The following is a 24,266-nucleotide window of genomic DNA, read 5'->3' as shown; positions in this document are numbered from 1 at the left end:
GATTTGGAACTCGACAGTCTGAATCAGAAACTCAGCCGGATGACCAAACTCAACTCGCTCTTTGGAAAACTGATCCTCTCCTTTATCATCGTGGTGATGATCGTCACCTTCATTGTGGGCATCTTTTCTTATCTCTTCTTTTCGTCCCGTTTCAATCACGAGATTGAAACCGTCCACCAGAAGGTGTTGGAACAAGTGGCCGAGACTCTGAAATTTCAGATCATTGAACCGGTGATCCTGTGTTTTATGGATCTTTCCACCGAATACGACGGTTCCTCGGAGACGCTTTTTCACTTCAACGAGCCGGTCAAGGGCAACCATTACCAACTGTATCAAACCTATAACTACTTTCAAAAAATCGTCGCCAATCATCCCGGCATCATCAGCGCCATCCATGTCTACTATAAAAAGCAGGATCTCATCATTTCCTCTTCTTCCGGCGTCAGTTATCTGACCCATCAAGGCCAATCCTATAAGAAACTGGATTGGCTCCGCGCCATGAATCATTACCCGGACAGCTTCCGCTGGATCGAATCCCGGAAGGTGCTGCGCGATATCGCTCCGGAAACCATGGACCGAAAAACCAATTATTTTACCTTTGTCAGAACCTTTCCGATGATCTCCTCCGGAACCGATTATCAGGGCGTCATCGCCATCGACGTTGCCGAAAGCACCGTCAGCCGGATCATTCAGAAGATCATTCCCGCCGAATATCAGCATACCTTCATCATCAACCAGCGCGGCCAGATTATTTCCCACCCCCGGAAAAAGCTACTCTATCAGTCATTGAACCAGGAAAAATACGTGCGGCGGATCCTGGCTTCGCGCCGGAACTATGACAGCTTCGGCGGCAAAGTGGGCCGGGTCGCTTCGATGATCGCCTTTGCCTCGCTGCCGTATTCCGACTGGAAGATCGTCAACATCACGCCCATTCACCGCTTTTATCAAAGCACCATTTTCGTTCAGCAATTATTGATGGTCATCTGTCTGCTGGCCATCGGCATCGGCCTGGCGGCTTCGTTCATCCTGACCCGCCGGATTTACAACCCCCTGGCGGTGATCATCCAAAAGGTGCGCGCGCTGACCGGCAGCAAGGATCCGAACCTGGCGGCGGAAAACGAGTACGGCTTCATCAACCATTTTATCGATGAGATGGCGGTGAAAGTAACTTCCCTCCAGGCCAACGAGCCGGTGATCCGGAACCATTTCATCACCGGGCTGCTATATAACCGTTTCTTGACCGCGCAAGAATTCGCCAAGGAGCTCGATCTATTCCATGCCAATCTGGATTATCCCTATTTCTGCGTGGTCCTCATCCAAGTGGATCATCAAGTCTTCAAGAATTTCACCTTCGAAGAGAGTCAAACCATCAAAGAGCGACTGATCCGGGCGAGCGAAGCGAACAACTCCCCGGCGCTTTATCATGTGGGAGTCGGCCTGGCCGACCAAAGGATCGCGCTCATCATCGGGTCCACCCGGCCGGATCCCGAGCACCTCGAAAACCTGGCCGGGAAGATTACCGATTTCCTTTGGGCCGATTACCGCTTGCCCGTCAGCATTACCGCCGGAACCTGGACCGACTCTTTGCTTGGGATCCACCGGTCTTTCCAGGAAGCGGCCGTCCTCTTCAAGTATTGTTATTTTTATCCCGATATTCCGGTTTTGACGGGCGAAGCGTTCCTCCCAAAAGAGGCCAGCCCGGAGTCGCTCCCCGACTCATTCATCCAGGAATTCGCGGCGAACCTGAAAACGGGCAATCTGAAGCAGGTGGACGCGGTTTTAGCGGGATTGGTGGAACGGATCCGGCAAGGCCATTACTCCGCCGATCACTGCCGGCAGAAATTGCTGGAGATCACGCGGATCTTCTCGATCTATATCAAAGAAATGCAGTATAAACTGTCGGAAAAAGAGATCTCCGGCTTGCAGGACTTATTCTCGGAAAATAACAACATCGCCGGCTTTGCCTTCTGGATCACCGGCTGCGCCGAGCGGGTTTTTCAATGGAATCAAACCCGCATCTCCAACCGGAACTATCAGATCGTCGCCGAAGCCCTTGCCTATATCGCGGAACATCTGAGCGCGGCCGATTTGTCCCTGGATTCGGTGGCCGAACATATTCGCTTGAGCCCCGGCTATTTCAGTAAAATATTCAAAGAGGTCACCGGGGTCGCTTTTATAACGTACATCAATGACCAGCGGCTGGAGAAAGCGCGCGGCCTGTTGCTCCAGACGGCCCTGTCCGTGCAGGAGGTCGGCTTTCAAGCCGGCTACAACGCGGCCGCTTATTTCATCAAGCAGTTTAAAGCGCGTTACGGCTATACGCCCTATGACTACCGCCGCCAATTCCAGCCCCGGAGCCAGACCGTTCCCGAATCGTGAAGCGCTTCCCCTTATCGGATCCGACGGCGACCACTTTTTAGCAACTTAAATTACCGGGATTCTGCCATTTCCATACTACGATTCTTTACCCCAATCCCATCCGACCATCCTCCGCACCTTTTGTCTTGGTCCAAATATCCTTTTCCCAGCATAGACTCTTGACTTTTTGCATATTCATATAATGCTGCATTCAGATACCCCATCGTCTTTGGTAACTTGGTGACAATGATAACCTGTCCTTTCCAAATCTCTTCAGTTGATTTCCAGCATGGACTACACCTTGCGCAGCATCTCCCCACATCAACTTCACCGACATCCATTTTGTCCAATCAGACTGTTAGCACGGGCTAATCGAACGACCGCCGAAACACGGAAACCTCTCCAGAAGCTTGGAATCCAGCGGCCCCGAAGTTAGTCGACCCCTGCCGATTCACCGATATTGGCGTTCCCGCTCATCCCGTCTATAAGGCGAATCGTTGGATTGATATAATGACCTGGAGCAACTGTAAATTCTGTTCTAATCGTACATTTTTTCTTTGATTGATACAGTTTGTGTAATGAGTGACATATTATTGAATATCCAATCCGCTAATTTATGATAGGGAGTGATGTTTGAATGTCCCATAATAAGGAGCCCGACCTCACCGGGCGCATCGTCTTACCGGGAGATCCGCAATATCATGCGGCCCGCCTGGAGTTCAACACCTTCTTTAATCGATTCCCGTTGGTCATTGTATTTGCCCAGGAGACTCAGGACGTAGTCAACGCCATACGCTGGGCGCATTATCGGGCCGTGCCGCTCCGTATGCGCTCCGGCCGTCACAACTATGAAGGCTTATCGGTCGTTGATGCCGGCATTGTGATTGACGTCAGTGAGATGAAACAGGTGAAGGTGGACCACCAGCGTGGTACCGTTACGGTACAGACCGGCCTGCGGGACATCGAATTATACGAGACACTGGGGGCCGAGGGATTGGTGGTGCCGGCCGGTCTCTGCCCCACCACGGGTATCGCCGGGTTTACCCTGGGCGGCGGTCAGAGCAGTCTATCTCGGCCGTGGGGTCTGATAATTGATAACCTACTTGAATTGGAGATGGTCGACGCCAACGGCAATGTGCTTTACGCCAATGCCGATCAACATCCCGATCTATTCTGGGCTTCGCGCGGTGGCGGTGGCGGTAATTTTGGTATCTGTACCTCTTTCCGCTTCCGCACGCATCAAATTGACACGGTTGCCTATGCCAGCATTAATTGGAAGCTTCAGGATCTAGAGCCGGTATTGCGAACCTGGCAGAACTATACCACTCCTGACGCCGACGAGCGGCTCACTCCACTCCTCACGATAACTTCGGGAGAACAGTCCTTGCTGCTTATGCAAGGAGTTTTTCTCGGTTCGGCTGAAAAACTGCGTCGCCTGCTGGAACCTTTGCTTCGGGCCGGCTCGCCGCAGCAAGTAACCATTGAAGAGATACCCTGGCTTAAGGCTGTATCCCTGATAGCAGCCACCCAGCCTACGTCTCCCTTGCCTTTCAAAAGTGTAGGTCCCTTCGTCGATCACCTGCTGCCGGAGGAGGGTATTGCCACGATCCGGCGCTTCATCAACGAACCACCTCAGGCTTCCACAGTTACCGTCTTTTTCCACGGTCTAGGCGGGGCGGTAGCCAGAGTTCCGAATACGGCCACGGCATACTTCTACCGTGAGGCGCTATCGAACATGTCCCTCTTTGCCACCTGGAGCGCCCAGGAAGGAATTGCTCCAGGGATTCGTTGGGTAGAGGACTTCCGTCGGGCGATGCTCCCCTTTACTCGGGGCGTTTACGTTAATACCCCGGACCTCTCAATCAAGAATTGGCCCGAGGCATACTACGGCGGCAACTTTGGCCGGTTGACCCGGGTGAAGGCCAAATACGACCCGGAAAACGTCTTCCGGTTCCCGCAGAGCATTCCGCCTGCTTGAAAGAGCATCAATACGCATGCGACATTGGAAAAAGTTAAATCTTTCAGATAAGGGTGAGATCAATGAATAAAACAAAACCCCCGGGAGGACTCACTGATGTTCCCGGCATCCTGGTGGGAAACGCCGAGGAAGAAAGCGGACGCACGGGATGCACGGTGATTCTCTGCCCGGATGGGGCAGTTCCAGGTGTAGACGTAAGCGGAGGTAGCCCCGGTACCCAAAATACCGATATCATCCGCCCTGGCGCTGCGGAGTATCCTGTATACGGCCTCCTTCTCACCGGCGGCAGTTTCTTCGGGTTGCCGGCGACGGGAGGGGTAATGCGCTGGCTTGTTGAACAAAGGATCGCCGAGGTACCGCTCGTACCCGCGGCGGTTATCTTTGACCTTCCCTTCGCCATGGGCTCACCTCCGCCTGATGCGGCCCTGGCCTACGCTGCCTGCCAGGCTGCAAATTCAGGTCCCGTAGCCGAAGGAAATGTAGGCGCCGGGGCGGGAGCGACGGTGGGGAAGATCTACGGGATACCGATGAAAGGCGGACTGGGCACCGCCTCCATTCACATTCCCGGCGGCCCTGTGGTGGCGGCCCTGGCGGTGGTCAATGCCCTCGGAGACGTGTGGGATCGGGGGCGGATCGTCGTCGGAGCGCTAAATCCCGACGGAACCTTCGTCGATCAGACCCGGGCGATGCTGGACGGTGTGCCGTCACCACTGTACTACCAGAGCACCACGATCGCCGTAGTGGCGACCACAGAGCGGCTGAGCAAGGCGGAGGCCAACCGGGTGGCCAAACTCGCCGACGATGGAATGGCCCGGGCCATCTCCCCCAATCACACTCAGTGGGATGGTGACACGGTCTTCTGCCTCGCCTTGGGTTCACACACCAGTGACATGTCGAGAGACGCCGTCGTTACGATTGTGGGCACAGCCGCAGCGGTAGTACTGGAGCAGGCCATTATCCGGGGGGCGCTAGCGGCCCAACCTGGGAGATAAGCGCCAAAATAGGACCTTAATCCGTAACGGGTATTCGTTAGGCCGAGGGCTTTCCCCAGGCAATGTGTCCCTTTGCCTTTACCCAAGCGTTTAGGTACAGGAGCTCTCGATCAAAAAATAGCCCGAAGCATCCTACGGCGGCAGGTTCAACCTACCGGCTTCGTTAAAAGCCAACTATCCATCCGGCACATGATTTTGCCGAACCTATGGTTACGCTCCCGAAAAACGACTTCCGCATAAAAAATTCCATGCTTTGGGCGTTGACGCCCAAAGCATGGAATGAATTCTCCGGCTGTTTAGCCATGGGATAAAGTACCGATGACACCGCTCAATGCGTTCCGCCGACGCTCAGCACGCGGTCGGGACCGCTCTGCTTCTTTGCGGTCGAGGTGGCGATCCGCTCTTGCAATTTCTGATGGAACAATTCCTCGTCGATGGGCAGATCCACCCAATTGTCGAGCCAGGCCGACAAGTGCATCGCGTTGGAGAGTTCCAGGCCGCGGATTCCTTCGGGGCCCGGCGCCAACAGCGGCGCTCCTTTGAGGATGGCCTCGACCCAGTTGGCGGTGATTCCGGGATGGTCGGTGGCTTTGCCGGTGATCGGAATCTGGCATTCCCAACATTCCGGCTGGCCGAATCCGCCCTTATACTCCCGGTTGAACTGGCGCTCCGGAACCCGCAGCCGCCAGAAGGTGAGCTTGCCGTCTTCGACCACGACCTTGCCGCGGTCGGCGCTGATCTCGAAACGGTTGGTGCCGGGCGACTCGCCGGTGGAGGTGACGAAAAGGCCGGTGGCGCCGTTCTCATACTCCACGTAGGCGGTGACGTCATCCTCCACCTCGATCTCATGGAACTTGCCGAACTGGCAGAAAGCCCGGACCCGCACCGGCATGCCGCAGATCCATTGCCAGAGATCCAACTGGTGCGGGTCTTGATTCAGGAGCACCCCGCCGCCTTCTCCCGCCCAGGTGGCCCGCCAGCCGCCGGAATCGTAATAGCTCTGCGAGCGGTACCAGGAAGTGATGATCCAATTGGTCCGCTTGATCGGACCCAGCTCGCCCGATTGGACCAGATCCCGCAGTTTCTGGTAGAGAGGATTGGTCCGCTGGTTGTACATCATGCTGAAGACTTTGCCGCTCTTGGCGGCGGCCTCGTTCATCTCCCGCACTTGCTTAGTGTAGACCCCGGCCGGCTTCTCGCAGAGCACATGGCAGCCGTGGTTGAAAGCCTGAATGGCCAGGGGCGGATGGTCGTAGTGCGGCGTGGCCACCATTACCGCATCGACCACCCCCGCGGCGAACAGCTGCTCGGCGCCGGCGAAGGTCAATACTTTATCGCCAAAGGTCTCCGACGCCCATTGCAGCCGGGCGGGATTAGTATCGCACACCGCGGTGAGTTCCGCTCCGGGAATATCGCCTTGAAAGAGGTACCGGGCATGGGCGCTGCCCATGTTGCCGATGCCGATGATTCCGATTCGTACCTTGTCCATAGTCTCCTCCTCTATTCAGTGATTCGCCTCCGCAAGCGCTCCGGGCGTCCCGGAGACTTATTGCGGGAGCTCCGCCAGGATCTTTTTCAAGGCCGCCACGGCGATGGCGAATTGCTTCGGACCGCCCTCGGGCAGCTGGTTGGCTGGCGAGTTGGGCTCCAGAGCGGCGAAGCCTTTGAAGCTGCCGAGGTGGGGCTCGAGCGACAGGAAACCCTCATAACCCCGGCGCTGCAGCGCGGCGAGGATCGCCGGGACCTTCCCGTCGCCGTATCCGGCGGGGACGACATGATGGTCGCTGGCGACCGCGTCCTTGATATGCATATAGACCACGTAATCCTCCAGGAGCCGGTAGGCCCCGGGGAAGGTTTCGACATCGCACTGGACGAAATTGGCCGGATCGAAGACCGCCCTCAGCCCATCGCCGGGAAACGACGTCAGCAGATCGAGGCAGCGTTCGGGCGTATCGCCGTATATTTCCTTCTCATTCTCATGGAGCAGCACCAATCCCGTGCCGTCGGCGGCCTGAAGCAGCGCTTCCCAGCGGCGCAGGACCTCTGCTCGGTAATGCCGGGGGTCCTCGCCCGGCGGCAGGAAGAAGCTGAACATCCGGATGTACCCGGTCTCCAGGATCTTGGCGATCTCCAGCGTATGCCGGAAGAGCTCCAGATGGGGTTCAAAAGGGTCGCTGATCTTGATCTTGCCGATGGGCGAGCCGACGGCGGAGATCCGGAAACCCCGGGCGTCCAGTTGCGCCTTGATCGCCCGGACCTCGTCCAGGCTGTGCTGGACCAAGGGCCTGCCGTTCACGCCGCGCATCTCGATGAAATGAATGTCATGCTCCTCCAGGACGTCCATCTGGGTCTGAAGGTCGTCGGCGATCTCATCCGCAAAGGCGCTTAGGATAAATTGACTCATCAGTAGTTTCTCTCCGTTCTTCATCATCTCTTGGGAGGCCGTGCCTTGCCGGAGCAGGGCCGGCCGTGCCCTCACCGGGACGGCGCAATTCTGGGCGCGCCCCTTCTCCCCTCCTCAGGGTCCGGGAGCTTAAGCGGTGATCTCCTTCATGAAAGCCAGGTTGTTCCGGAGTTTGCTCTCGGTATCCTCTTCATTGGAGAAATCCTCCAGCGACAGGTAGCCTTGATAGCCCGCTTCCTTGAGCACCCGGGCCAGGCGGCGCAGGTCGGCGAAACCGGATTTCACCGGCGCCCAGGTTGGCTGCCAGACCTGGACCCCGTCGGGCGTGGTTTCGGTCTGTTGCCAAATGGCATTCTTCACATGGACGTGGGCCAGGTACGGCCCGAGCAGTTCCACGCCGAGCCGGTAGTTTTCGAAGCCTTCATAAACCATATTGCCGGGGTCGAAGATGATCCCGATGTGCCGGGGGTCGAAGCCGGAGACCAGGCGATAGGCGGCGCTGGCGCTGGGAATGATGTTGCCCATGTGGATCTCGAGATTGATCCGCACGCCGTACCGGGCAGCCAGCGGTTCGAGCTGTCGCAGTTGGCCGACGGTCCGCTCAAAGAGCGTCGGGTAATGATCGCCGTCCTTGAAATTCGGGGCGTTGACCCGAATATTCGGACAGTCCATTTGGCGGGCGGCCTGCAGCACCCGCTCCACCGCCGCAAGCTGGTCCGGCAGCAGATAGGTGGTGAGCGAACAGATCTCCAGCCCGGCCTCGCTGGTAAAAGCCCGGACCTCCGCCGCCCGCTCCGGCAGCGTCTCCAGATCCAACGTGCTCTGATTATAACACCAGTAACGCCGCTCATAGGTATAATCGGCCGGTTTCTCCGCCGGCGGCGCCGCGGCGATCCGCCACTCCACGCCGTCGTAGCCGATCTCCCGCAACCGCCGGACGGTCTGGCGCGGGTCATACTCCGGCGTACTGACGGTAAATACTGCGAATTTCATTGAAACTCCTCCCTGTAATGCTGATGGATATAGTATAATATTGATTAAACCCATATTCTTGGCTAATTTTGCGTTCAATATTGCTTTTCTTGACATATTGCGAAGGAGGTTCGGATGTTGCTGGAGCGTTATTACCAGGATCGCGAAAGCTTTATCAGCTACAGTCACAAAAAGGACCGCTACCCGGAGACGTTCGACTTCCACCTGCACAACTTTTTCGAGATTTACTTCTTCATCTCCGGCGATGTCCGCTATTTCATCGAGAAGCAGATCTACCAGTTGAAGCCGGGCGATTTATTGTTGATCAATAATCATGAGATTCACCGGCCGACCTTCGTGACGCCCGCTGTTTACGAACGGATTACGGTTCATTTCAGCCCCGAACTGCTGGGACTCTTTAGCGGTCCCGGCTTCGACATGCTGCAGTGCTTTACGGACCGGCCCAAAGGCGAGGGAAATAAGCTGAACCTGGGGCCGGAGCAGATCCTGACGGCGCGGCGGCTGTTCGCGCAGATCGAGGAGGTTTGCGACCGGGCGGGGGATGGCGCGGCGCTATTGCGCCTGACCTATCTCATCGAACTCCTGGTCTATATCGAACAGCTCTTCCTGGATATCCGGCCCGTCGCCGAGCGCTTCGATCCGCCGGAACAGCTGATGCCGGTGCTCGATTATATCGAGGCCAATCTGGAGGAGGATCTCTCCCTGGAAGCCCTGGAACGCCGCCTCTACGTCAACCGCTTTCATCTCAGCCGGTTATTCAAGCAATACGCCGGCAGCACGCTCCACGAGTATATCATCTACAAGCGGATCGCCCGGGCCAAAAAGCTGCTGGCGGAGGGGCATAATGTGACCGAGGCCTGCCAGATGTCGGGATTCCGCGACTATTCCAACTTCATCCGGATGTTCAAGAAAACCACCGGCATCGCGCCGGGGCAGTATAAGAAACGGGTGTGACAAGGAGCTGACTTTCCCTCGATCTTCGATGAAATGCTTTTAAACTTCATTTTCAAGCGAAATTTTTTTCGCCCCCGATTCTATGCCCGCCTTTTCTCCGGCGAATTTGGAAATATTCCCATGAATCGGCCATACTATATAGCGGAACTTGCGGAATTTCCGGAATCGCTGTAGAATGGAGATGGGACGGTGGGAAAAATGAGTATGATTGTCGTCAAAAAGGATCTTCAAAAAGCCGAAACCAGGAAAAAAATCGCTGCCCGGTTCCTCCAATATGCCGATGAACTAACTGTTTCTGCCGCTGAAGAACTTCAGATCGATATCTATCCGGTAACGGCGAAAGCCTACTACAAGACCGCCGAGATCGCGACAGCCTTTCAAGTATCCGACCGAATGGTCAGAAAATGGTGTGAACAAGGCAAAATTCAAGCCATCCAAACTCCGGGCGGCGCTTGGCGCATCCCGGCGGCACAATTTGGCGATCTCTCCAAAGTCCGGGCGTTTCAAGAAACAACGGAGCAAATTAATTCACGTTTTTCGAACTCACCCGGCATCGACGAGTTTGAGCGATGAGCCCTCGGCCCACCGCTCTTTTGGATACCACCGTTTTTTGCGGGGCTTTGGTTAAGCCGGACGGATGGAACATGCGGCTATTAAAGTTGGGGGCTACTCCGCTATACCAGCCCGTTATTTCTCAGGCGGTGATTGCTGAATTCATTCATAAGGCTTGTTCGGATGGGATCGGTAAAAGAGCGGCCCGCCGTATTTATATGCCGGAAGAAATCGCGCTGTTTTTAAAAGCGTTGTGATAAACCCCGTCCGAAGGTCGGGGTGTTCATAAAAGCTCAGAAAAGCAAGTGATAAAGTCGTTTGATATCTTTTTGCAAGGCAATTTCCGGTTCGAAAGACTTTATCACATGGCTTTTAAATGGTTTTGCCGCAATACTCGATCCTGGCGCGGCGCTGTCCATTCGCCAGACCTATCGATTTGTTTCGACTTTTCCTGAAGATACACCCCTTTGGGTGGTTTTATCCAAATTTGCGGATTGGTGGCCCATCGATGCCGAATTATCCGATATGCTAAAGATACCGCTCCACCAAACCGATCTCGGAGACTTCCATCTGCTCTTAGCCGCAGTTCAGTGCCGCCCTGATGTGGTTGTTAGCTCAAACATCGCCGATTTGGAGCCATTAAAACGCTTTTGCGCCGTGATGACTCCAGGTGAATTTCTGAAAAACATTGGCGGACTATAAGATGAATTGTAATGAAGGGACTCATTCGCGCCAACAAAAAAAGCAATCAAAATTAGATTACAACCCTTTCACCAGAACGGTATCACATTGGGCGGCTCGCAGACGGTGGCGCAGGATTGCTTGATATTCCGGCGATTGATACCAACGTTGAAATGCCGTTTCATCGGGGAACTGTATCATGACGAACCGGCTGTACTTCCATTCTCCCTCGATGACTGCGGGATTGGGATCGACCGCAAGATATTCTCCTTCAAACTTGCTGAATACCTCATCCACCTCGTTCAAATACTTTTGATATTCCGCCTCATCCCGGATTTGGATCTGGGCCACGAAATAATAACTCACCGAAAACGCCTCCCCCCATGACTTTTCATCCACGTAACTTCACCGGCGGTCCGTTGCGATTTTTCTCGCCAGGACGAATGCTGCCACGGAGCGGTCGATGTCTTCATAGGTTGTTCGATAGGAACAGACGCTGATGCGGATGACCGGGTCGTTTCGCCATGTCGCGCCGCCACCCCAGCAGATGCCGGAGGCTTGAATATTCTTTAGCGTCTTTGCGGTGATATCGGGGTTTCCTGTTGAAACAAGGACCTGATTGAATGCGATCTCATTATGGATCACAAAATGATGCTGTTTCAGTTGTTCCCCGAAGTAAACCGCTTTGTCATGCAAATCATCGACCAGCTCCGAAACGCCGTTTCTTCCGAGCGATTTCAATGCCGCCCAAAGCTCAACCGCTCTGGCGCGCCTGGACATATCCGGAGTGTAGAGCATGCCATCACGGTGGTCGCTGTAAATGATGTAGGAACCTGCCATATGCAAAGCCTTGGTCAGTGTCTCCCGGTTGGAGCACATGATAATTCCATTGTCATACGGAGCATTCAGGGTTTTATGCGCGTCCAAAGACCACGAGCTGGCACTCTCCACCCCTTTCGTCAAGCAGTTTAATCGGGCGGAGGCGGCCGCCCATAACCCGAAGGCGCCATCCACATGGACCCAGGCCCCGGCGGCGCGGGCTTTGGGGCAGATCGTCTGAAAATCATCAAATGAACCGGTATTCACATTCCCGGCCTGCACAATCAGCAAAGTCCTGCTATCCAGCTCCGGAAGGGCAGCGGCGACCATTCTCCCCTGATCGTCCTCCGGAATCTTCACAATCCGCTCGCTGCCAAGACCCAGAATTGCCAGCGCTTTGAACACGGATGAATGCGCGCCTGCTCCGACTATGACCCGGATTTCAGGTGCGCCGAAGAGTCCCTTTTTACTGACGTCATAGCCTAATTGTTCGAGCAGATGGTTTCTTCCCGCAGTCAGACCGCAGAGCATTGCAGTCGAACTCCCTCCCACAAAGCCCGCGGCTGTCCCTTTCGGCAAATGGAACAAATCGACCAGCCAGTTTTCACAGACTTCCTCCAGCACGGAAACCACCGGAGACATGATGGACAGCGCGGCATTTTGATCCCACGCATCCGATAACCATTTGGCAGCCAGGGAAACCGGGATGATGCCGCCATTGACAAATCCGAAGTAACGTCCGCCGGTTTGCGCCACCGTTGCCGGTGAGCCATAATGATGCAGCCTTCCGAGGATTTCGTAAGGATCCCCGGAATGGACCGGCAGCGGCTCTCTGAAAACATCCAGACCATCGATTGCACCCGGACCCGGAAAAACGGGCTGATCGAGAATCTGGCACATATAGCTCACTGCGTATTCCTTGGCCTGTTCAAAAAGCTCCCCGTCCGCAGCTTCTTCCCTGAGACGGTCACAGACCGCGCTGTTTCTTTGCTGTGACATTAGCTAATATCTCCTCCCGGGGCAATTCTGTATCCGATGCTATCCAGTAAAGTCATTCGAGGGTAGTACCCTAACTTGCTCTTATATTCCAAATAATACCACGAACATTCGTTCTGTGGCAACGTTTTCTTCGAAACGGATCGCCATTGCTTACGGGACTGAAAGCTCTCCGCCCTGTTTTATCCGCAGCTGTATCATACAAAACTTCACTTAAAAGCGTTGTGATAAACCCTGGCCGCAGGTCAGGTTGAACACAAAAGCTCAGAGAAGCAAGTGATAAAGTCGTTTTTAACCTTTTTGCATGCTGATCTCCATTTCGAAAGACTTTATCACATGGCTTTTAATGAACTGATCCTAATTTCAATCCAATGATTCCAACGACGATCAATCCAATGCAAATCAATCGAATGATGTCGATGGGTTCTTTAAATAAAACGATTCCCAAAATGACCGTACCGACTGTACCAATTCCGGTCCAAATGGCGTATGCAGTCCCCAATGGAAGACTTTTTAAGGCGAATGACAGAAAATAAAAGCTCGCGATCATCCCAAAGATTGTAAACACGCTCGGCATGAATTTAGTAAAGCCATGCGAATACTTTAAACCGACAGCCCACCACACTTCAAAGACTCCCGCTATCACTAAAAAAAGCCATTGCATAACTTTCACTCCTATCCAGGTTAATATTCAAATTTGATTATGGTCCAAAATTCCTTTATATCCAAATGTTACACCTCCTTTAAAATCAAAAAATAAAAAAGCCTGGGGCGATATCTCAAATATCTCCCAGGCTTTTATCCTTCCGTGTACACAGTCAACTGTACGTTTTATCTCGGACCAGGCCAGTTCCGAAAGGAACTGCGGAACCCTATAAAACGATTTATCCTATCGATTGATAGCGTTAGTATAACAAAAGATTTTACAATGGTCAACTTTAGGGTATCTATTTGCTTGGGCGCTCCGAGGTACGTGAATCAGCGGAAAAAATACTAGCCAGGTTCAACAATGTCCTATGCTCATAAACCCTGTTTATTATTTTTCAATGCACTTAATGATATATCCGCCCCGAGCCATAGTGATTTCAGCAGTAAATAATTTGTCTTCCAAATAGAATGTAACCGGTTTTTTGGTGCTGACGAACTGGCACTTTTCTTTGGAACTCACGCAATATTTTTCAATGGCGTTACAGATTGTCTGGGTAGACGGATAAGTCAACGAATCATCCAAATCAACGAAAAAAACCTTTTTTAAGAATTTAAACATCGTTTACGACCCAATTATCGATAAAGCAGTGTCTAATATTCAAGTCAGCATCAAAGAGGCTATTATCGTCTTTACAGGAAAATATTATTTCCATTTCTAAAAATAAACAACCGTCATAATTTGAAGTGCCTGTCACTATTAATTTGTGTTGCTCTATGCCTAGACTTTTCTTCTGCTGCTCACAATGACTATCCAGTAAAGTCATTCGAGGGATGCTATCCAAACTTGCACCTTATTCTAAAGGATACCACGAACACTCGTTCTATGGCAACGCTTTCTTCAGAACTGATTGCCATGGTTCACGGGATGGAAAGCTCTCCGCCCCGTTTTATCCGCTCGATCCAAGCGGCGAGGATAATCCCATCCATTAACCCCCGGCTGTAAAACAATTCATCCCTCCGGTTCATCTGCATGGTCCGGTTGATGTCAAAATCATCAAGCATTTTCCGTTCTTCTGGCGCGAGCCCGGCCCAGAGTTAATCCAGAACCTCCCGCTGTTTCCGGCCCCATTCCCGGTATTCCGCATCGTGCGGCAGGAGTTCCTCGTTGATCTTATAAATCCGGTCGAAGATGAATTCGTAAATGCCTTTGCTGTCGCTGGTAAGCATAATCATTCCTCCGAGAATAACTATAAAATGTTACTCAAGATGTTCAAAAATGCTTTCAGTGTGGGCTTGTGGAATTGCCTTTCGGTGAGAACATTAACACTATTTGTATCATCAACATCCATTTTATAGACTTTATGTGTTGATGTCAATCGAAATTTATACTATATGTATAATGTTTTCAAACAATATAGACAAATAGTCTTGCAGTAGGGAAAATGAATGAAAAAGAATCGCTGTGAGGTGTTTAAAATGGTATCGTTTGGAGAACGACTTCGCTTATTGCGTGAAGAACAAAACTTCGGTCAAAAAGAAATTGGCGATTTGTTGAGTGTATCCGTTTCCTCCATTGGCAAGTATGAAAGCGGAGAACGGACTCCCTCTCCCGATACTATTAATAAATTGGCCGATTTCTTTCATGTTTCGGCCGATTTTTTACTTGGGCGTTCCGAGGTACGTGAATCAGCGGAAATAATACTGACCAGGTTCAACATTGGCAATGGTTTGCCGGAGGAAGCTCTGAAAGAGTTCGACGAGGTCAAAAATTATATTTTACACAAGTATGGCAAAAAACAACAATCATGACCTATGCTCATCACCCTGTTTATTATTTTTCAATGCACTTAATGATATATCCGCCCCGAGCCATAGTGATTTCCGCAGCAAATAATTTGTCTTCCAAATAGAATGTAACCGGTTTTTTGGTGCTGACGAACTGGCACTTTTCTTTGGAACTCCTGCAATATTTTTCAATGGCGTTACAGATTGTCTGGGCAGACGGATAAGTCAACGAATCATCCAAATCAACTAAAAAAACCTTTTTTAAGAATTTAAACATCGTTTACGACCCAATTATCGATAAAGCAGTGTCTAATATTCAAGTCAGCATCAAAGAGGCTATTATCGTCTTTACAGGAAAATATTATTTCCATTTCTAAAAATAAACAACCGTCATAATTTGAAGTGCCTGTCACTATTAATTTGTGTTGCTCTATGCCCAGACTTTTCTTCTGCTGCTCACAATGACTATCCAGTAAAGTCATTCGAGGGATGCTATCCAAACTTGCACCTTATTCTAAAGGATACCACGAACACTCGTTCTATGGCAACGCTTTCTTCAGAACTGATTGCCATGGTTCACGGGACTGAAAGCTCTCCGCCCCGTTTTATCCGCTCGATCCAAGCGGCGAGGATAATCCCATCCATTAACCCCCGGCTGTAAAACAATTCATCCCTCCGGTTCATCTGCATGGTCCGGTTGACGTCAAAATCATCGAGCATTTTCCGTTCTTCCGGCGCAAGCCCGGCCCAGAGTCGATCCAGAACCTCCCGCTGTTTCCGGCCCCATTCCCGGTATTCCGCATCGTGCGGCAGGAGTTCCTCGTTGATCTTATAAATCCGGTCGAAGATGAATTCGTAAATGCCTTTGCTGTCGCTGGTAAGCATGGGAGGACCTCCTGGAGGTAAAGAATCTTTTGCAGTTTTCCTGCGTAACAAAAGCACATATAAAGCTTTGCATAACGTACTGATTCAATAAAAATTTTGTACATACTTCATTGTAATTATTGCCCGTTAATATGCAATTTGTACATTATTCATTTTATAACAGACAACATTCTTTGTCAATCAATCATTGGATTTTTTCACTACTTAATTTGCTGCTTTCACTAGAAAAAGGTATAATATACATAGTTAATTAGCCAAAGAGAGGTTTTACAATGATTCGGTTCACGCTCGACAGATTGATGTTTGAAAACAATCGGATGAAAGTCCCCGAACTCCAAGAAAAAAGCGGGGTCAATAAAAACACCTTGTATGCAATCTATAACAATACCTGCACCAGGGTGGATTTATCAGTAATCAACCGCATATGTAATGCTCTCCATTGCCAGCCGGGAGATTTGATGGTTTATGAGCCGGACACTCAATAAAAAACATTAGAAGAATTCTTAATGATCTGATTTGGTCCTTTTTGAATCTCAAGGGCTATAGATTTCCTGATTCATAATTCATTACTTAAATAACACCATTCGGTCTATAATTCCAATAATTTGTTGAACGCGCGGTTAACTGAGTTATACTTGTTCCATTCAATACCCTCGATGATTTCCACTAGACTATCTACAGCCCGATCTGGAGATATAATTGAAACAATCGTTGATAGCTTTGCCTTCAATTTTTCACGTCGATTAAGCAAATATTTTCTTGTTTGTATACCATCAACGAACTCTAGACACCTAGGTACAATATTCTCATCATCCTTTTCAGCCAATGAATTGATCATAACCGTTTCTAGAGCACCTGGTTCATCAAACGGAATAATCGTTAGTAATATTCTTGCTGTACTATCCTCTCCGAAACCATTTACATAATGAAAATCTTCCCATTCATTATTTCTAAGTCGGGTGATATGAAAACAATTACAAAATTCCGTTTGAATTTCAGATTGTTCTCCACCGTCATTATCAACCAAAATAATGTAATTTCTAAAACCTGATTCATTATCTGCCTTTTGATTCAAGGTCAAAACTTTTTGTATAGGGGTTTGGAACCTGTTTCTCCCACCGACCGCCCAAATATAAACCCAGTCATTGTCTCTTTTATATGCATTTATTAGCTGTTTTTTATCTTCTGGATTTAATTTTAAATTTTCTTTGAACTCTCTTGAATATGCCCATTCCCTATTAGCAACCAAATACTGTCCAATCAAAACAGCGTCCACTCTTCCTTCGCAAAATATAATGCTGTTCATTGTCTCAACTCCATGTCAAATTCTTCTCTGGAATTCAATGCTTCTTTACCTGGAAGTGAGCGCGCTAAAGTTTTTTGGTTTTGCTTTTTCAAAGTAATTACTCGGAGTGGATCATTTTCCGCATTTATATTATTTTTCTCATAACTAACTGCAACACCTTTTAAAATTGCATCGATCACTTCGAGGCTATGAGTGGTTGCAAAAACTTGAACCTGAAACTTTTGACAAGCCACAACAAACCATTTAAAGATCTCTTCTAGTGCGCTAACATGGATGGCTGTTTCGATCTCATCAATTAGTAAAATACCATTTTTGGCCTTTACAATAGAAGATGCTAATAATAAAACCTTTTTTAAACCATCACCATATGTAGATAATGGCATAAGGCCAAGGTTTTCATGATCAATATAAGGCACAATATTAAAACCCTCACCAATCATCTCCAGTCCTTTGATTTGAGGATCAAAAATTCTTAAAACATCAATAACCTCACTCTTAAGGCCACTTTTAATCAATTGATTGATGTGAGTATTTTTAATAATATGGTCAATCGGGGATAGATACTCTATATTGATTGTCGCGTTTCTGTTATTGGATATAAACTTATCATAGCGTGAAAGTAGCACATTCTCCTCAGTGTGTTTTCCATTTTTCGTATAACCAATTATTCCGACAAAACAATCAATTTCTCCATTAATTATATCCTGATCGACTACTCCATATCGATTCTTTGAATTTTTCTTAAACTCATCAATATCAAGCAATCTTTTTTCTATAGTACCTTCAATCTTTAAATCAAATGTTATGCTATTAAAATTTCCAGAGAGCACTATTCGGTTTATATTACCATCCCTGCCAAACATGTTTATGAACGAATCAAAACTTCCAAGTCTTCCTCTCCCCATCAATGGTGGAAATAAGTTTTCCCTTTGTCGAGATATTCTGACTGCATTAATGATATCCAACGGATTTTCTATTAAACGAATCGCTTCTAAAATTGAAGTTTTACCCGAGTTATTGATCCCAGTAATGATGTTGATCTCAGCCAAATTTTTCAATTTTAATTCATTTATGCCCCGAAAAACTTTAATGGTTAAATCCTGAATATAGATCATTCGATCACCCCTATCGAAACGTTTGTCTTCTTAAGAGTTAAGTCAACACTACCCATTCTTTTCTCTATGAAAGCTTATTAACACAAGTTTCCAGGACTCTCGTATCTCTCTGATTGGCCCTATAACCCTTACCAATTTAAGTTTCGATTTTTTTGTTTCCGTTCCTCCATTGGTGCTAAATTAATCTACTTTATTATATCCTGAAAGCTTGCCAAAAAATAGTAGAAAAAATCCTTTGCCAGTAGAGCGGTCTTTAGGGGTTTTCTTGTTACGAAATCAGTTCCCAAAGTTACTGCGCGTCTTCATTCAGTTGCCAAACATTGCCGTTCCCTTACGGAAGATTTTCATTTTGTTACGAAACATTTTCGTTCCGTTACGGAATATCCTTACTCAGTAACTGTGCAAGCTCATTCAGTTACTGAACATGCTCATTCAGTAACTGAAGATGTTCATTCTGTTACTAAACATGTTCGTTCAGTTACGGAATATGGTTGTTCAGTTACTGATCATCCTCGTTCACTAACTGAATATGCTTTCACAGTTACCGCGCATGCTCATTCAGTAACTGAATGCCTTCCGCGAACCGCTCGCGCCACTGATCCGGCCAATAAAAAAGCATGTTCCGTCACGCGGGTTATCCCCTCCGTCACCGAACATGCTCGTCTTTCAAAAAAATATCACTTCATCCCGCTCCGTCCGGCTGCTGTTTCTTATCCGGCCGCCGCTTCTCCTCCGGGTTCAGCACCGCCGCGGCCGAATTCTCCATGGACGGTAACCGTCTGTCCCGGCGCGCAATCCAGCGTCTGCCCGGCGATGGTTACGCGGACAGTGGCGCGGTTGGCGGCAGCGGCGGTGACTTGCACCGCTTGCGGCGTGATTTCCGCCGCGAACCAGTCTCCCTTCATCTGAAAATGGAAACTCAACCCCTGCCAGTGTGAAGGCAGCGCCGGCTTGAAGCGGATGGTTTCCCCGTCGCAATGCAGCCCGCCGAAACCCAGGACCGCCGCCATCCAGGCGCCGCCGTTGGCCGCCGGATGAGTGCCGCCGATGTACAGCGTTCCGACGAACCGTTTATAATCGCCGTTCAGGTCGAGCGTGGCGGTCTTCATGAAATAGGGATAAGCCCAATCGGGCTTGCCGATGTCCGCCGCCAGCATCGCATAGACGCAGGGGCTCAGGCTGGAGCCGTGCTCGGTCCGGGGCTCATAGTACTCCCAGTTGGCGCGCTTGACATCCTGCGAATATTCCTCCTTGAAGAGGTTCAGCAGCGCCACCACGTCGGCTTGTTTCAGGATCCGGGTGGTCGTGGCCAACCCGTTACCGCCGCCCAAGTACTCGTGGGGATGCTTCATCCTGCCCTTCAGCTCGGCCAGCGTCACATCCTCCAGGCGAAAGTAGCCGTCGAACTGCTCGATGAGCAGCGTCCCGGGGTCCGGCGCCGGGACGTACAGCCGCTCGGCCATATCCGCGATGAAGGCGGCTCCGTCCGCGATCCTCAGCTTGGCCAGGAGCGCCCGGCCGTATTCCTCCTCCTCCGTTTGCAGCCACTCCAGGAGTTCCCGCGCGATCCGGAACGTCCGGCGGGCCATGGCGTTGGTATAGGCGTTATTCGCCACCCGCTCGTGGTACTCGTCCGGCCCGGTCACCTCCAGCAGCTCATAACGGTTTTGGGCCGGCTTGAAATAGGCGTGCGAATGGAAGAACCGGGCGCATTCCAGGATGGCCTCGGCCCCGCCCGCCAAGAGCACGGTCCGGTCGCCGCTGATCCGGCAGTACTGCCAGATGGCGTGGGCCACCGCGGCGCTGATGTGGATCTGTTTATCCCGGAAATAAGTGCGCATGGGCCGGCCGGTGAAGACATCGGTCACATTAAACAAGGTGCAGGCGTCGTCGCCGCGCTCCTGGCTCTCCCAGGCGTAAAACGCGCCCTCATAACCGTACTCCGCAGCCTTGCGCCGGGCTCCCGCCAGGGTATGGCAGCGGTACAGCACCAGATTGCGCGCCAATTCCGGATGGGTGTAATCGAAGAAGGGCAGCATGAACAGCTCGGTGTCCCAGAAGATGGCCCCCTTATAAGTCTGGCCCGAGAGCCCCCGCCCCGGAATAGAGACCTGCCCGCTATGCGCCGGCGCGGCCGAAAGCAGCAGATAGATACTGTAGCGTAACGCCAGTTGGGCGACGGGATCACCGTCGATCCGCACATCCGCCCGGAGCCAGCGCTCATGCCAAAGCTGGGCGTGGCGCAGTCGCAAACGCTGATAACCCAGGCCGCGCGCCTCCCGGTTGTGGGCCAGCGCCGCTCCGGCCGGGTCCGGGACCCCGTCCTTGGCGGTGAAGATCGAGACATACTTGTGGAAACAGTATTCCCGGCCCGCTTCGACCGTCAGCGCCACCCGGCGCAGGATATTCCGCTCCCCTTCCACCTCCGTGCAGGGTCCGTCCCAATCCCAGGCCTCGGCCACCGCCAGCCCCTCGCCTTCGTTGGTCACGGCCTCCGCCAGCAGTTGCCCGTCGCGCTGGTCCAACGCCAGCTGCGCCAGGTGCGGACCGTTGATGTCCCAGACCGCGGCGTCGATCCCCGTCTCCAGCAGGACCTGGCCGCTGCGATCGGCCCGGAAGCGGTACTCTAGGGCCAAGAGATGGGGATCGGCCAGACTCAGGAAACGCTCCGCCGCGATCGTCACTGTGGCATCTTCCACCGCGAAACGCGTCGCCCGCCGGTGCAACCCGCGGCGCATATCCATCTCCTGGCAATGTTCGCGCGGCGGCAGGGCCGTCGCCGCCAGCCTTTGGCCCTCGTAATGCAGGACGGTGTAAAAGCCGTTGGGCGCGTTGACCGGTTCCCGCCACGCCTCGCCCCGGCGGTCGTAGAGCCCCGCCAGCGTGCAGGCCGCCTGTTCGGCGGCACCGTCCTCCTCCAGCGTTCCCCGGTAGCCGGCATAACCGTTGCCCAACACGAACTTGCTCCCATTGAGCTCGATCCGCTCCGGCCGGAAGCCCTCCTCCCGGATCAGCAGCGCGGCGTCGCTGGGCTCGCCGGTGAGCAACGCTTCGTTGAGCCGGGTGAAGTCGGCGATGACCAGATCGGCCTCGGTCAGGATCCGCGGATCGCCGATGCCGATCACCGCCATTCCGGCGCCGCGGGCCGCCGCGATCCCGGCCACCGCATCCTCGAATACCACGCACTCCCCGGCCGGCACTCCCAGCCGCGCGGCGGCGGTCACGAAAACCTCCGGGTCCGGCTTGGCCTTGGCCACCGCATTGCCGTCGACCACCGCGTCGAAGAGCGGGCCGATCCCCAGCTTCTCCAGGATCAGCCCGGCATTCTTGCTGGCCGAGGCCAGCGCGGTCTTGATCCCCCGCTGCCGCAGCCTGTTCAGAAAAGGCACCACCCCCGGCAGGATCTCCGCCGGCGTCATGGCCCCGATATACTCCAGGTACCATGCGTTTTTCCGGGCGGCCCACTCCGCCTGCTCCGCCTCGGAGAGCCGGATCCCGCCGATCTCCAGAATGATCGCCAGCGACCGCATCCGGCTGACCCCTTTCAGCCGCTCGTTGTCCTCCGGCGCGAAATCAAAGCCCAACTCCCCGGCCAGCCGCTTCCAGGCCAGGTAATGATATTTGGCGGTATCGACGATCACGCCGTCAAGATCGAAAATCGCCGCTTGCATCGTGCTCATGCTGTCGCTCCTTATTCGAAAATTACGCAGAATATTCCTCCGGTAGTTCTCCTTTGACCCGGAGGAGAAATGGAGGCTCCCTCGAGGCAATCAAAAAACGCTCCCCAGATCGTGGGCTTTACGGGCAGCTCCCGAGATTCCTCACCCCTTGATCCCCGAGAAGGTGACCCCCTCGATGATGTACTTCTGGAAGAACAGGAAGACGATCATCGGCGGAATGGTGCTGATCAGCATCGCCGCCAGCTGAATGTTCTGGGCCACCGTGGCGCCGACATTGCCCAGCGACCGGAACCAGAGCGCCACCGAGATGGTCCACTTGTCGCCGGAGGAGAGCACGATCTGCTGCCAGAGAAAGTTGTTCCAGACCGCCATGAAGGCGAAGATGGTCAGCGCCGCCAGGATCGGTTTGGCCAGGGGCAGCACGATCACCCGCAGGATCTTCAATTCCGAGGCGCCGTCGATCCGGGCCGCCTCGAACAGCTCGCCGGGGATGCCGTCGAAGAACCCCTTCAACAGCAATAAGGTGAAGGAGTCGGCCCCGGCCGGCAGCCAGACCGCCCAGAAGGTATTCAGCAGCCCCAACTGGAACACCACCAGATAGGCCGGGATGATATAGGCGAAGAACGGCAGCATCAAGGTGGCCAGGAAGATCATATAAAACCCGGTCCGGAAGGGGATCTTCAGGTGGGACAGCGCATAGGCGGCGGCGCTGATCACCACGAACCGCACCAACAGAAACCCGCCGAAGGCGATGAAGGTGTTGGCGACCACCTTGGGAATCTCATAGATCTGCCACGCTTCCCGATAGTTTTGGAATAAAAAAGTCTTCGGCAGCAAGGTCGGCGGAACCAAAAAGATCTCGTTCGCTTCTTTCAGCGAACCGAAGAGGACCCACAACAGCGGATAGATCATCAGCACCGCCAGACCGGCCGCCAGCGCATAACAACAGCTATAGCCCAGCTTCACGCCAGGTTTTTTCAGATCGAAAACCGAGATGACACTGCGATTCGTGCCCTTCATCGCGCAAGCCTCCTTTTACTTTTGGCCCACCACTTTGGTGAGTTTCACATAGATCAGGGATAACACCATCAGCAGCAGGAAAAGCAGCATGCCCAAGGCGCCGGCCTTGCCGAACTCCGCGTTGACAAACGCGTAATTGTAGGCCAGATACATCAGCGTCATGGTGGCGTTGTTGGGGCCGCCCCCGGTCATCACAAAAGGTTCCTGCAAGACCTGCAAGGTCGCCAGGAGCTGCAGCAACAGCAGCAAGACCATGGTCGGCTGCAGCGCGGGCAGGGTGATATGGCGGATCCGCGCCCCGATTCCGGCGCCGTCGATCTCGGCCGCCTCGTACAATTCGGCCTGGATCGCGGTGATGCTGGCCATATAGAGCACGGCGGTGCTGCCGAAATTGGCCCAGGTGCTCATGATCACCAGGGACACCAGCGCCAGCTTCGGCGCGAGCAGCCATTCGAGACCCGGCAGCCCGAAAAATTGCAATATCTGATTGAGCAGCCCCACCGTGGGATGGAACATATAAATCCACATGATATACAGGGCAATGGCCGGGATGATATTGGGAAGATAGATCGCCAGCCGGAAAAAGGCCCGTCCCCGGCGGAGCTCGGTGATGACGATGGCGGCGACGATCGGCACCGCATAGCCGATGAGCAGCGCCCAACCGGCGAAGGCGAAAGTGTTGGCGATCGCTTGGGGCAGCACCGAGTCGCTCAAGACCCGCTGGAAGTTCTGGAGGCCCACCCATACCGGCGGCAGGCCCGGCGTATAGTTCTGAAACGCCAGCAAAAAATTGTAGAGGATCGGGCCCCATTGAAACAGCGTATAAAAGCAGAGCGCCGGGAGGAGAAACGCCAGCCCGATCCCGTTGACCCGGAAAAACTGGCGGAGCCTCGAGCCCTGCGGCAGACTCTCCGGCCGTTCCCCGGCCGGCTTGATCATTGTCGGATTCAAAAGCAGTCAACTCACTTTCATAACACATCGCCGCCTAATGGCCTGAGCAGGCCTAGGCAGCGATGGTTTCATGGCGCTACTCCGGTGGGTAAATACATCGAAAGAAATTTTGGAAAATCACGATGCTTGAACGCGTTTTCCAAAATTGT

Annotated in this window: 25 protein-coding genes and 1 riboswitch; of the genes, 9 read left to right on the top strand and 16 right to left on the bottom strand. The window is 52.5% G+C overall.

From position 1 onward, the window contains the following. Nucleotides 1-3: 3 nt before the first annotated feature. From EDC14_RS12065 to EDC14_RS12055, 3 genes are all read left to right on the top strand, one after another. Nucleotides 4-2,379 (top strand): helix-turn-helix domain-containing protein, encoded by a 2,376-nt coding sequence (locus EDC14_RS12065; protein ID WP_132014553.1) that lies wholly within the window; start codon nt 4-6, stop codon nt 2,377-2,379. 616 nt (nt 2,380-2,995) lie between these two features. Further along, nucleotides 2,996-4,336, top strand: a complete 1,341-nt coding sequence (locus EDC14_RS12060; RefSeq protein ID WP_132014552.1) for an FAD-binding oxidoreductase — start codon at nt 2,996-2,998, stop codon at nt 4,334-4,336. Between the two features lie 62 nt (nt 4,337-4,398). Beyond that, entirely contained in the window at nt 4,399-5,328 is a 930-nt protein-coding gene (locus EDC14_RS12055) for a P1 family peptidase (RefSeq protein WP_132014575.1), read from the top strand. A 328-nt stretch (nt 5,329-5,656) separates the two neighbouring features. Here EDC14_RS12055 and EDC14_RS12050 read toward each other — a convergent pair whose 3' ends face one another. The 3 genes from EDC14_RS12050 to EDC14_RS12040 all read right to left on the bottom strand — a co-directional run bounded on the left by EDC14_RS12050 (nt 5,657) and on the right by EDC14_RS12040 (nt 8,725). Next, a complete protein-coding gene (locus EDC14_RS12050) occupies nt 5,657-6,817 on the bottom strand; it encodes a Gfo/Idh/MocA family protein (protein WP_132014551.1) in 1,161 nt (386 codons plus the stop codon). A gap of 57 nt (nt 6,818-6,874) precedes the next feature. Continuing rightward, nucleotides 6,875-7,732 carry a sugar phosphate isomerase/epimerase family protein gene (locus EDC14_RS12045; RefSeq protein ID WP_132014550.1) on the bottom strand — a complete coding sequence of 286 codons (858 nt, stop codon included), beginning with the start codon at nt 7,730-7,732 and terminating at the stop codon, nt 6,875-6,877. A 129-nt stretch (nt 7,733-7,861) separates the two neighbouring features. Further along, nucleotides 7,862-8,725 (bottom strand): sugar phosphate isomerase/epimerase family protein, encoded by an 864-nt coding sequence (locus tag EDC14_RS12040; protein ID WP_165907980.1) that lies wholly within the window; start codon nt 8,723-8,725, stop codon nt 7,862-7,864. A 114-nt stretch (nt 8,726-8,839) separates the two neighbouring features. Here EDC14_RS12040 and EDC14_RS12035 point away from each other — a divergent pair, with 114 nt between their 5' ends. From EDC14_RS12035 to EDC14_RS12020, 4 genes are all read left to right on the top strand, one after another. Then, nucleotides 8,840-9,679: an AraC family transcriptional regulator gene (locus EDC14_RS12035; protein WP_132014548.1), complete on the top strand. Its 840-nt coding sequence runs from the start codon at nt 8,840-8,842 to the stop codon at nt 9,677-9,679. 204 nt (nt 9,680-9,883) lie between these two features. After that, nucleotides 9,884-10,252 carry a helix-turn-helix domain-containing protein gene (locus tag EDC14_RS12030; RefSeq protein ID WP_165907979.1) on the top strand — a complete coding sequence of 123 codons (369 nt, stop codon included), beginning with the start codon at nt 9,884-9,886 and terminating at the stop codon, nt 10,250-10,252. A 20-nt stretch (nt 10,253-10,272) separates the two neighbouring features. Continuing rightward, entirely contained in the window at nt 10,273-10,488 is a 216-nt protein-coding gene (locus EDC14_RS27070) for a hypothetical protein (RefSeq protein ID WP_132014546.1), read from the top strand. A gap of 61 nt (nt 10,489-10,549) precedes the next feature. Beyond that, the gene (locus EDC14_RS12020) at nt 10,550-10,933 is read left to right on the top strand and encodes a hypothetical protein (protein ID WP_132014545.1); all 384 of its coding nucleotides are present in this window, start codon (nt 10,550-10,552) and stop codon (nt 10,931-10,933) included. Nucleotides 10,934-10,990: 57 nt separating this feature from the next. On the opposite strand, the gene EDC14_RS12015 is transcribed toward EDC14_RS12020, so the two are convergent. The 6 genes from EDC14_RS12015 to EDC14_RS27555 all read right to left on the bottom strand — a co-directional run bounded on the left by EDC14_RS12015 (nt 10,991) and on the right by EDC14_RS27555 (nt 14,602). Next, on the bottom strand, nt 10,991-11,278 hold the full coding sequence (locus EDC14_RS12015) for a DUF1330 domain-containing protein (protein WP_165907978.1): 288 nt from the start codon (nt 11,276-11,278) through the stop codon (nt 10,991-10,993). Between the two features lie 39 nt (nt 11,279-11,317). Further along, the gene (locus tag EDC14_RS12010) at nt 11,318-12,730 is read right to left on the bottom strand and encodes a pyridoxal phosphate-dependent decarboxylase family protein (protein WP_132014543.1); all 1,413 of its coding nucleotides are present in this window, start codon (nt 12,728-12,730) and stop codon (nt 11,318-11,320) included. 340 nt (nt 12,731-13,070) lie between these two features. After that, the gene (gene sugE / locus EDC14_RS12005) at nt 13,071-13,391 is read right to left on the bottom strand and encodes a quaternary ammonium compound efflux SMR transporter SugE (protein WP_132014542.1); all 321 of its coding nucleotides are present in this window, start codon (nt 13,389-13,391) and stop codon (nt 13,071-13,073) included. Nucleotides 13,392-13,512: 121 nt separating this feature from the next. Further along, a riboswitch (guanidine-I (ykkC/yxkD leader) is annotated at nt 13,513-13,614 on the bottom strand. Between the two features lie 149 nt (nt 13,615-13,763). Continuing rightward, nucleotides 13,764-13,994 carry a DUF4318 domain-containing protein gene (locus EDC14_RS12000; RefSeq protein WP_132014541.1) on the bottom strand — a complete coding sequence of 77 codons (231 nt, stop codon included), beginning with the start codon at nt 13,992-13,994 and terminating at the stop codon, nt 13,764-13,766. Nucleotides 13,995-14,293: 299 nt separating this feature from the next. Continuing rightward, nucleotides 14,294-14,437 carry a hypothetical protein gene (locus EDC14_RS26795; RefSeq protein ID WP_165907977.1) on the bottom strand — a complete coding sequence of 48 codons (144 nt, stop codon included), beginning with the start codon at nt 14,435-14,437 and terminating at the stop codon, nt 14,294-14,296. Between the two features lie 33 nt (nt 14,438-14,470). Beyond that, nucleotides 14,471-14,602, bottom strand: a complete 132-nt coding sequence (locus tag EDC14_RS27555; RefSeq protein ID WP_279388752.1) for a hypothetical protein — start codon at nt 14,600-14,602, stop codon at nt 14,471-14,473. A 219-nt stretch (nt 14,603-14,821) separates the two neighbouring features. On the opposite strand from EDC14_RS27555, the gene EDC14_RS11995 reads away from it, so the two are divergent. Further along, nucleotides 14,822-15,184, top strand: coding sequence for a helix-turn-helix domain-containing protein (locus tag EDC14_RS11995; RefSeq protein ID WP_132014540.1), 363 nt, complete (start codon nt 14,822-14,824; stop codon nt 15,182-15,184). 22 nt (nt 15,185-15,206) lie between these two features. Here EDC14_RS11995 and EDC14_RS11990 read toward each other — a convergent pair whose 3' ends face one another. Together EDC14_RS11990 and EDC14_RS11985 are read right to left on the bottom strand one after the other, a co-directional pair. Further along, the gene (locus EDC14_RS11990; protein WP_132014539.1) at nt 15,207-15,437 is read right to left on the bottom strand and encodes a DUF4318 domain-containing protein; all 231 of its coding nucleotides are present in this window, start codon (nt 15,435-15,437) and stop codon (nt 15,207-15,209) included. A 299-nt stretch (nt 15,438-15,736) separates the two neighbouring features. Beyond that, nucleotides 15,737-16,045, bottom strand: a complete 309-nt coding sequence (locus tag EDC14_RS11985) for a hypothetical protein (protein WP_132014538.1) — start codon at nt 16,043-16,045, stop codon at nt 15,737-15,739. Between the two features lie 272 nt (nt 16,046-16,317). On the opposite strand from EDC14_RS11985, the gene EDC14_RS11980 reads away from it, so the two are divergent. Further along, nucleotides 16,318-16,530: a helix-turn-helix domain-containing protein gene (locus EDC14_RS11980; RefSeq protein ID WP_132014537.1), complete on the top strand. Its 213-nt coding sequence runs from the start codon at nt 16,318-16,320 to the stop codon at nt 16,528-16,530. Between the two features lie 104 nt (nt 16,531-16,634). Here EDC14_RS11980 and EDC14_RS11975 read toward each other — a convergent pair whose 3' ends face one another. From EDC14_RS11975 to EDC14_RS11955, 5 genes are all read right to left on the bottom strand, one after another. Beyond that, entirely contained in the window at nt 16,635-17,351 is a 717-nt protein-coding gene (locus EDC14_RS11975; protein ID WP_132014536.1) for a DUF3226 domain-containing protein, read from the bottom strand. Continuing rightward, entirely contained in the window at nt 17,348-18,466 is a 1,119-nt protein-coding gene (locus EDC14_RS11970) for an AAA family ATPase (RefSeq protein WP_132014535.1), read from the bottom strand. The genes EDC14_RS11975 and EDC14_RS11970 overlap by 4 nt, the downstream gene beginning before the upstream one ends. 710 nt (nt 18,467-19,176) lie before the next feature. Beyond that, nucleotides 19,177-22,146, bottom strand: coding sequence for a beta-phosphoglucomutase (pgmB, locus tag EDC14_RS11965; protein ID WP_132014534.1), 2,970 nt, complete (start codon nt 22,144-22,146; stop codon nt 19,177-19,179). Between the two features lie 141 nt (nt 22,147-22,287). Then, on the bottom strand, nt 22,288-23,166 hold the full coding sequence (locus tag EDC14_RS11960; RefSeq protein WP_132014533.1) for a carbohydrate ABC transporter permease: 879 nt from the start codon (nt 23,164-23,166) through the stop codon (nt 22,288-22,290). 15 nt (nt 23,167-23,181) lie between these two features. Further along, complete coding sequence (locus EDC14_RS11955) at nt 23,182-24,117, bottom strand: carbohydrate ABC transporter permease (RefSeq protein WP_132014532.1); 936 nt, start codon at nt 24,115-24,117, stop codon at nt 23,182-23,184. Between the last annotated feature and the right edge of the window lie 149 nt (nt 24,118-24,266).

It is taken from the genome of Hydrogenispora ethanolica (assembly GCF_004340685.1).
In the GTDB taxonomy this organism is placed as follows: Bacteria; Bacillota; UBA4882; order UBA8346; family UBA8346; genus Hydrogenispora; species Hydrogenispora ethanolica.
The sequence above is the reverse complement of the archived record's forward strand: the minus strand, read 5'-3'. Positions and strand labels throughout refer to the sequence as shown.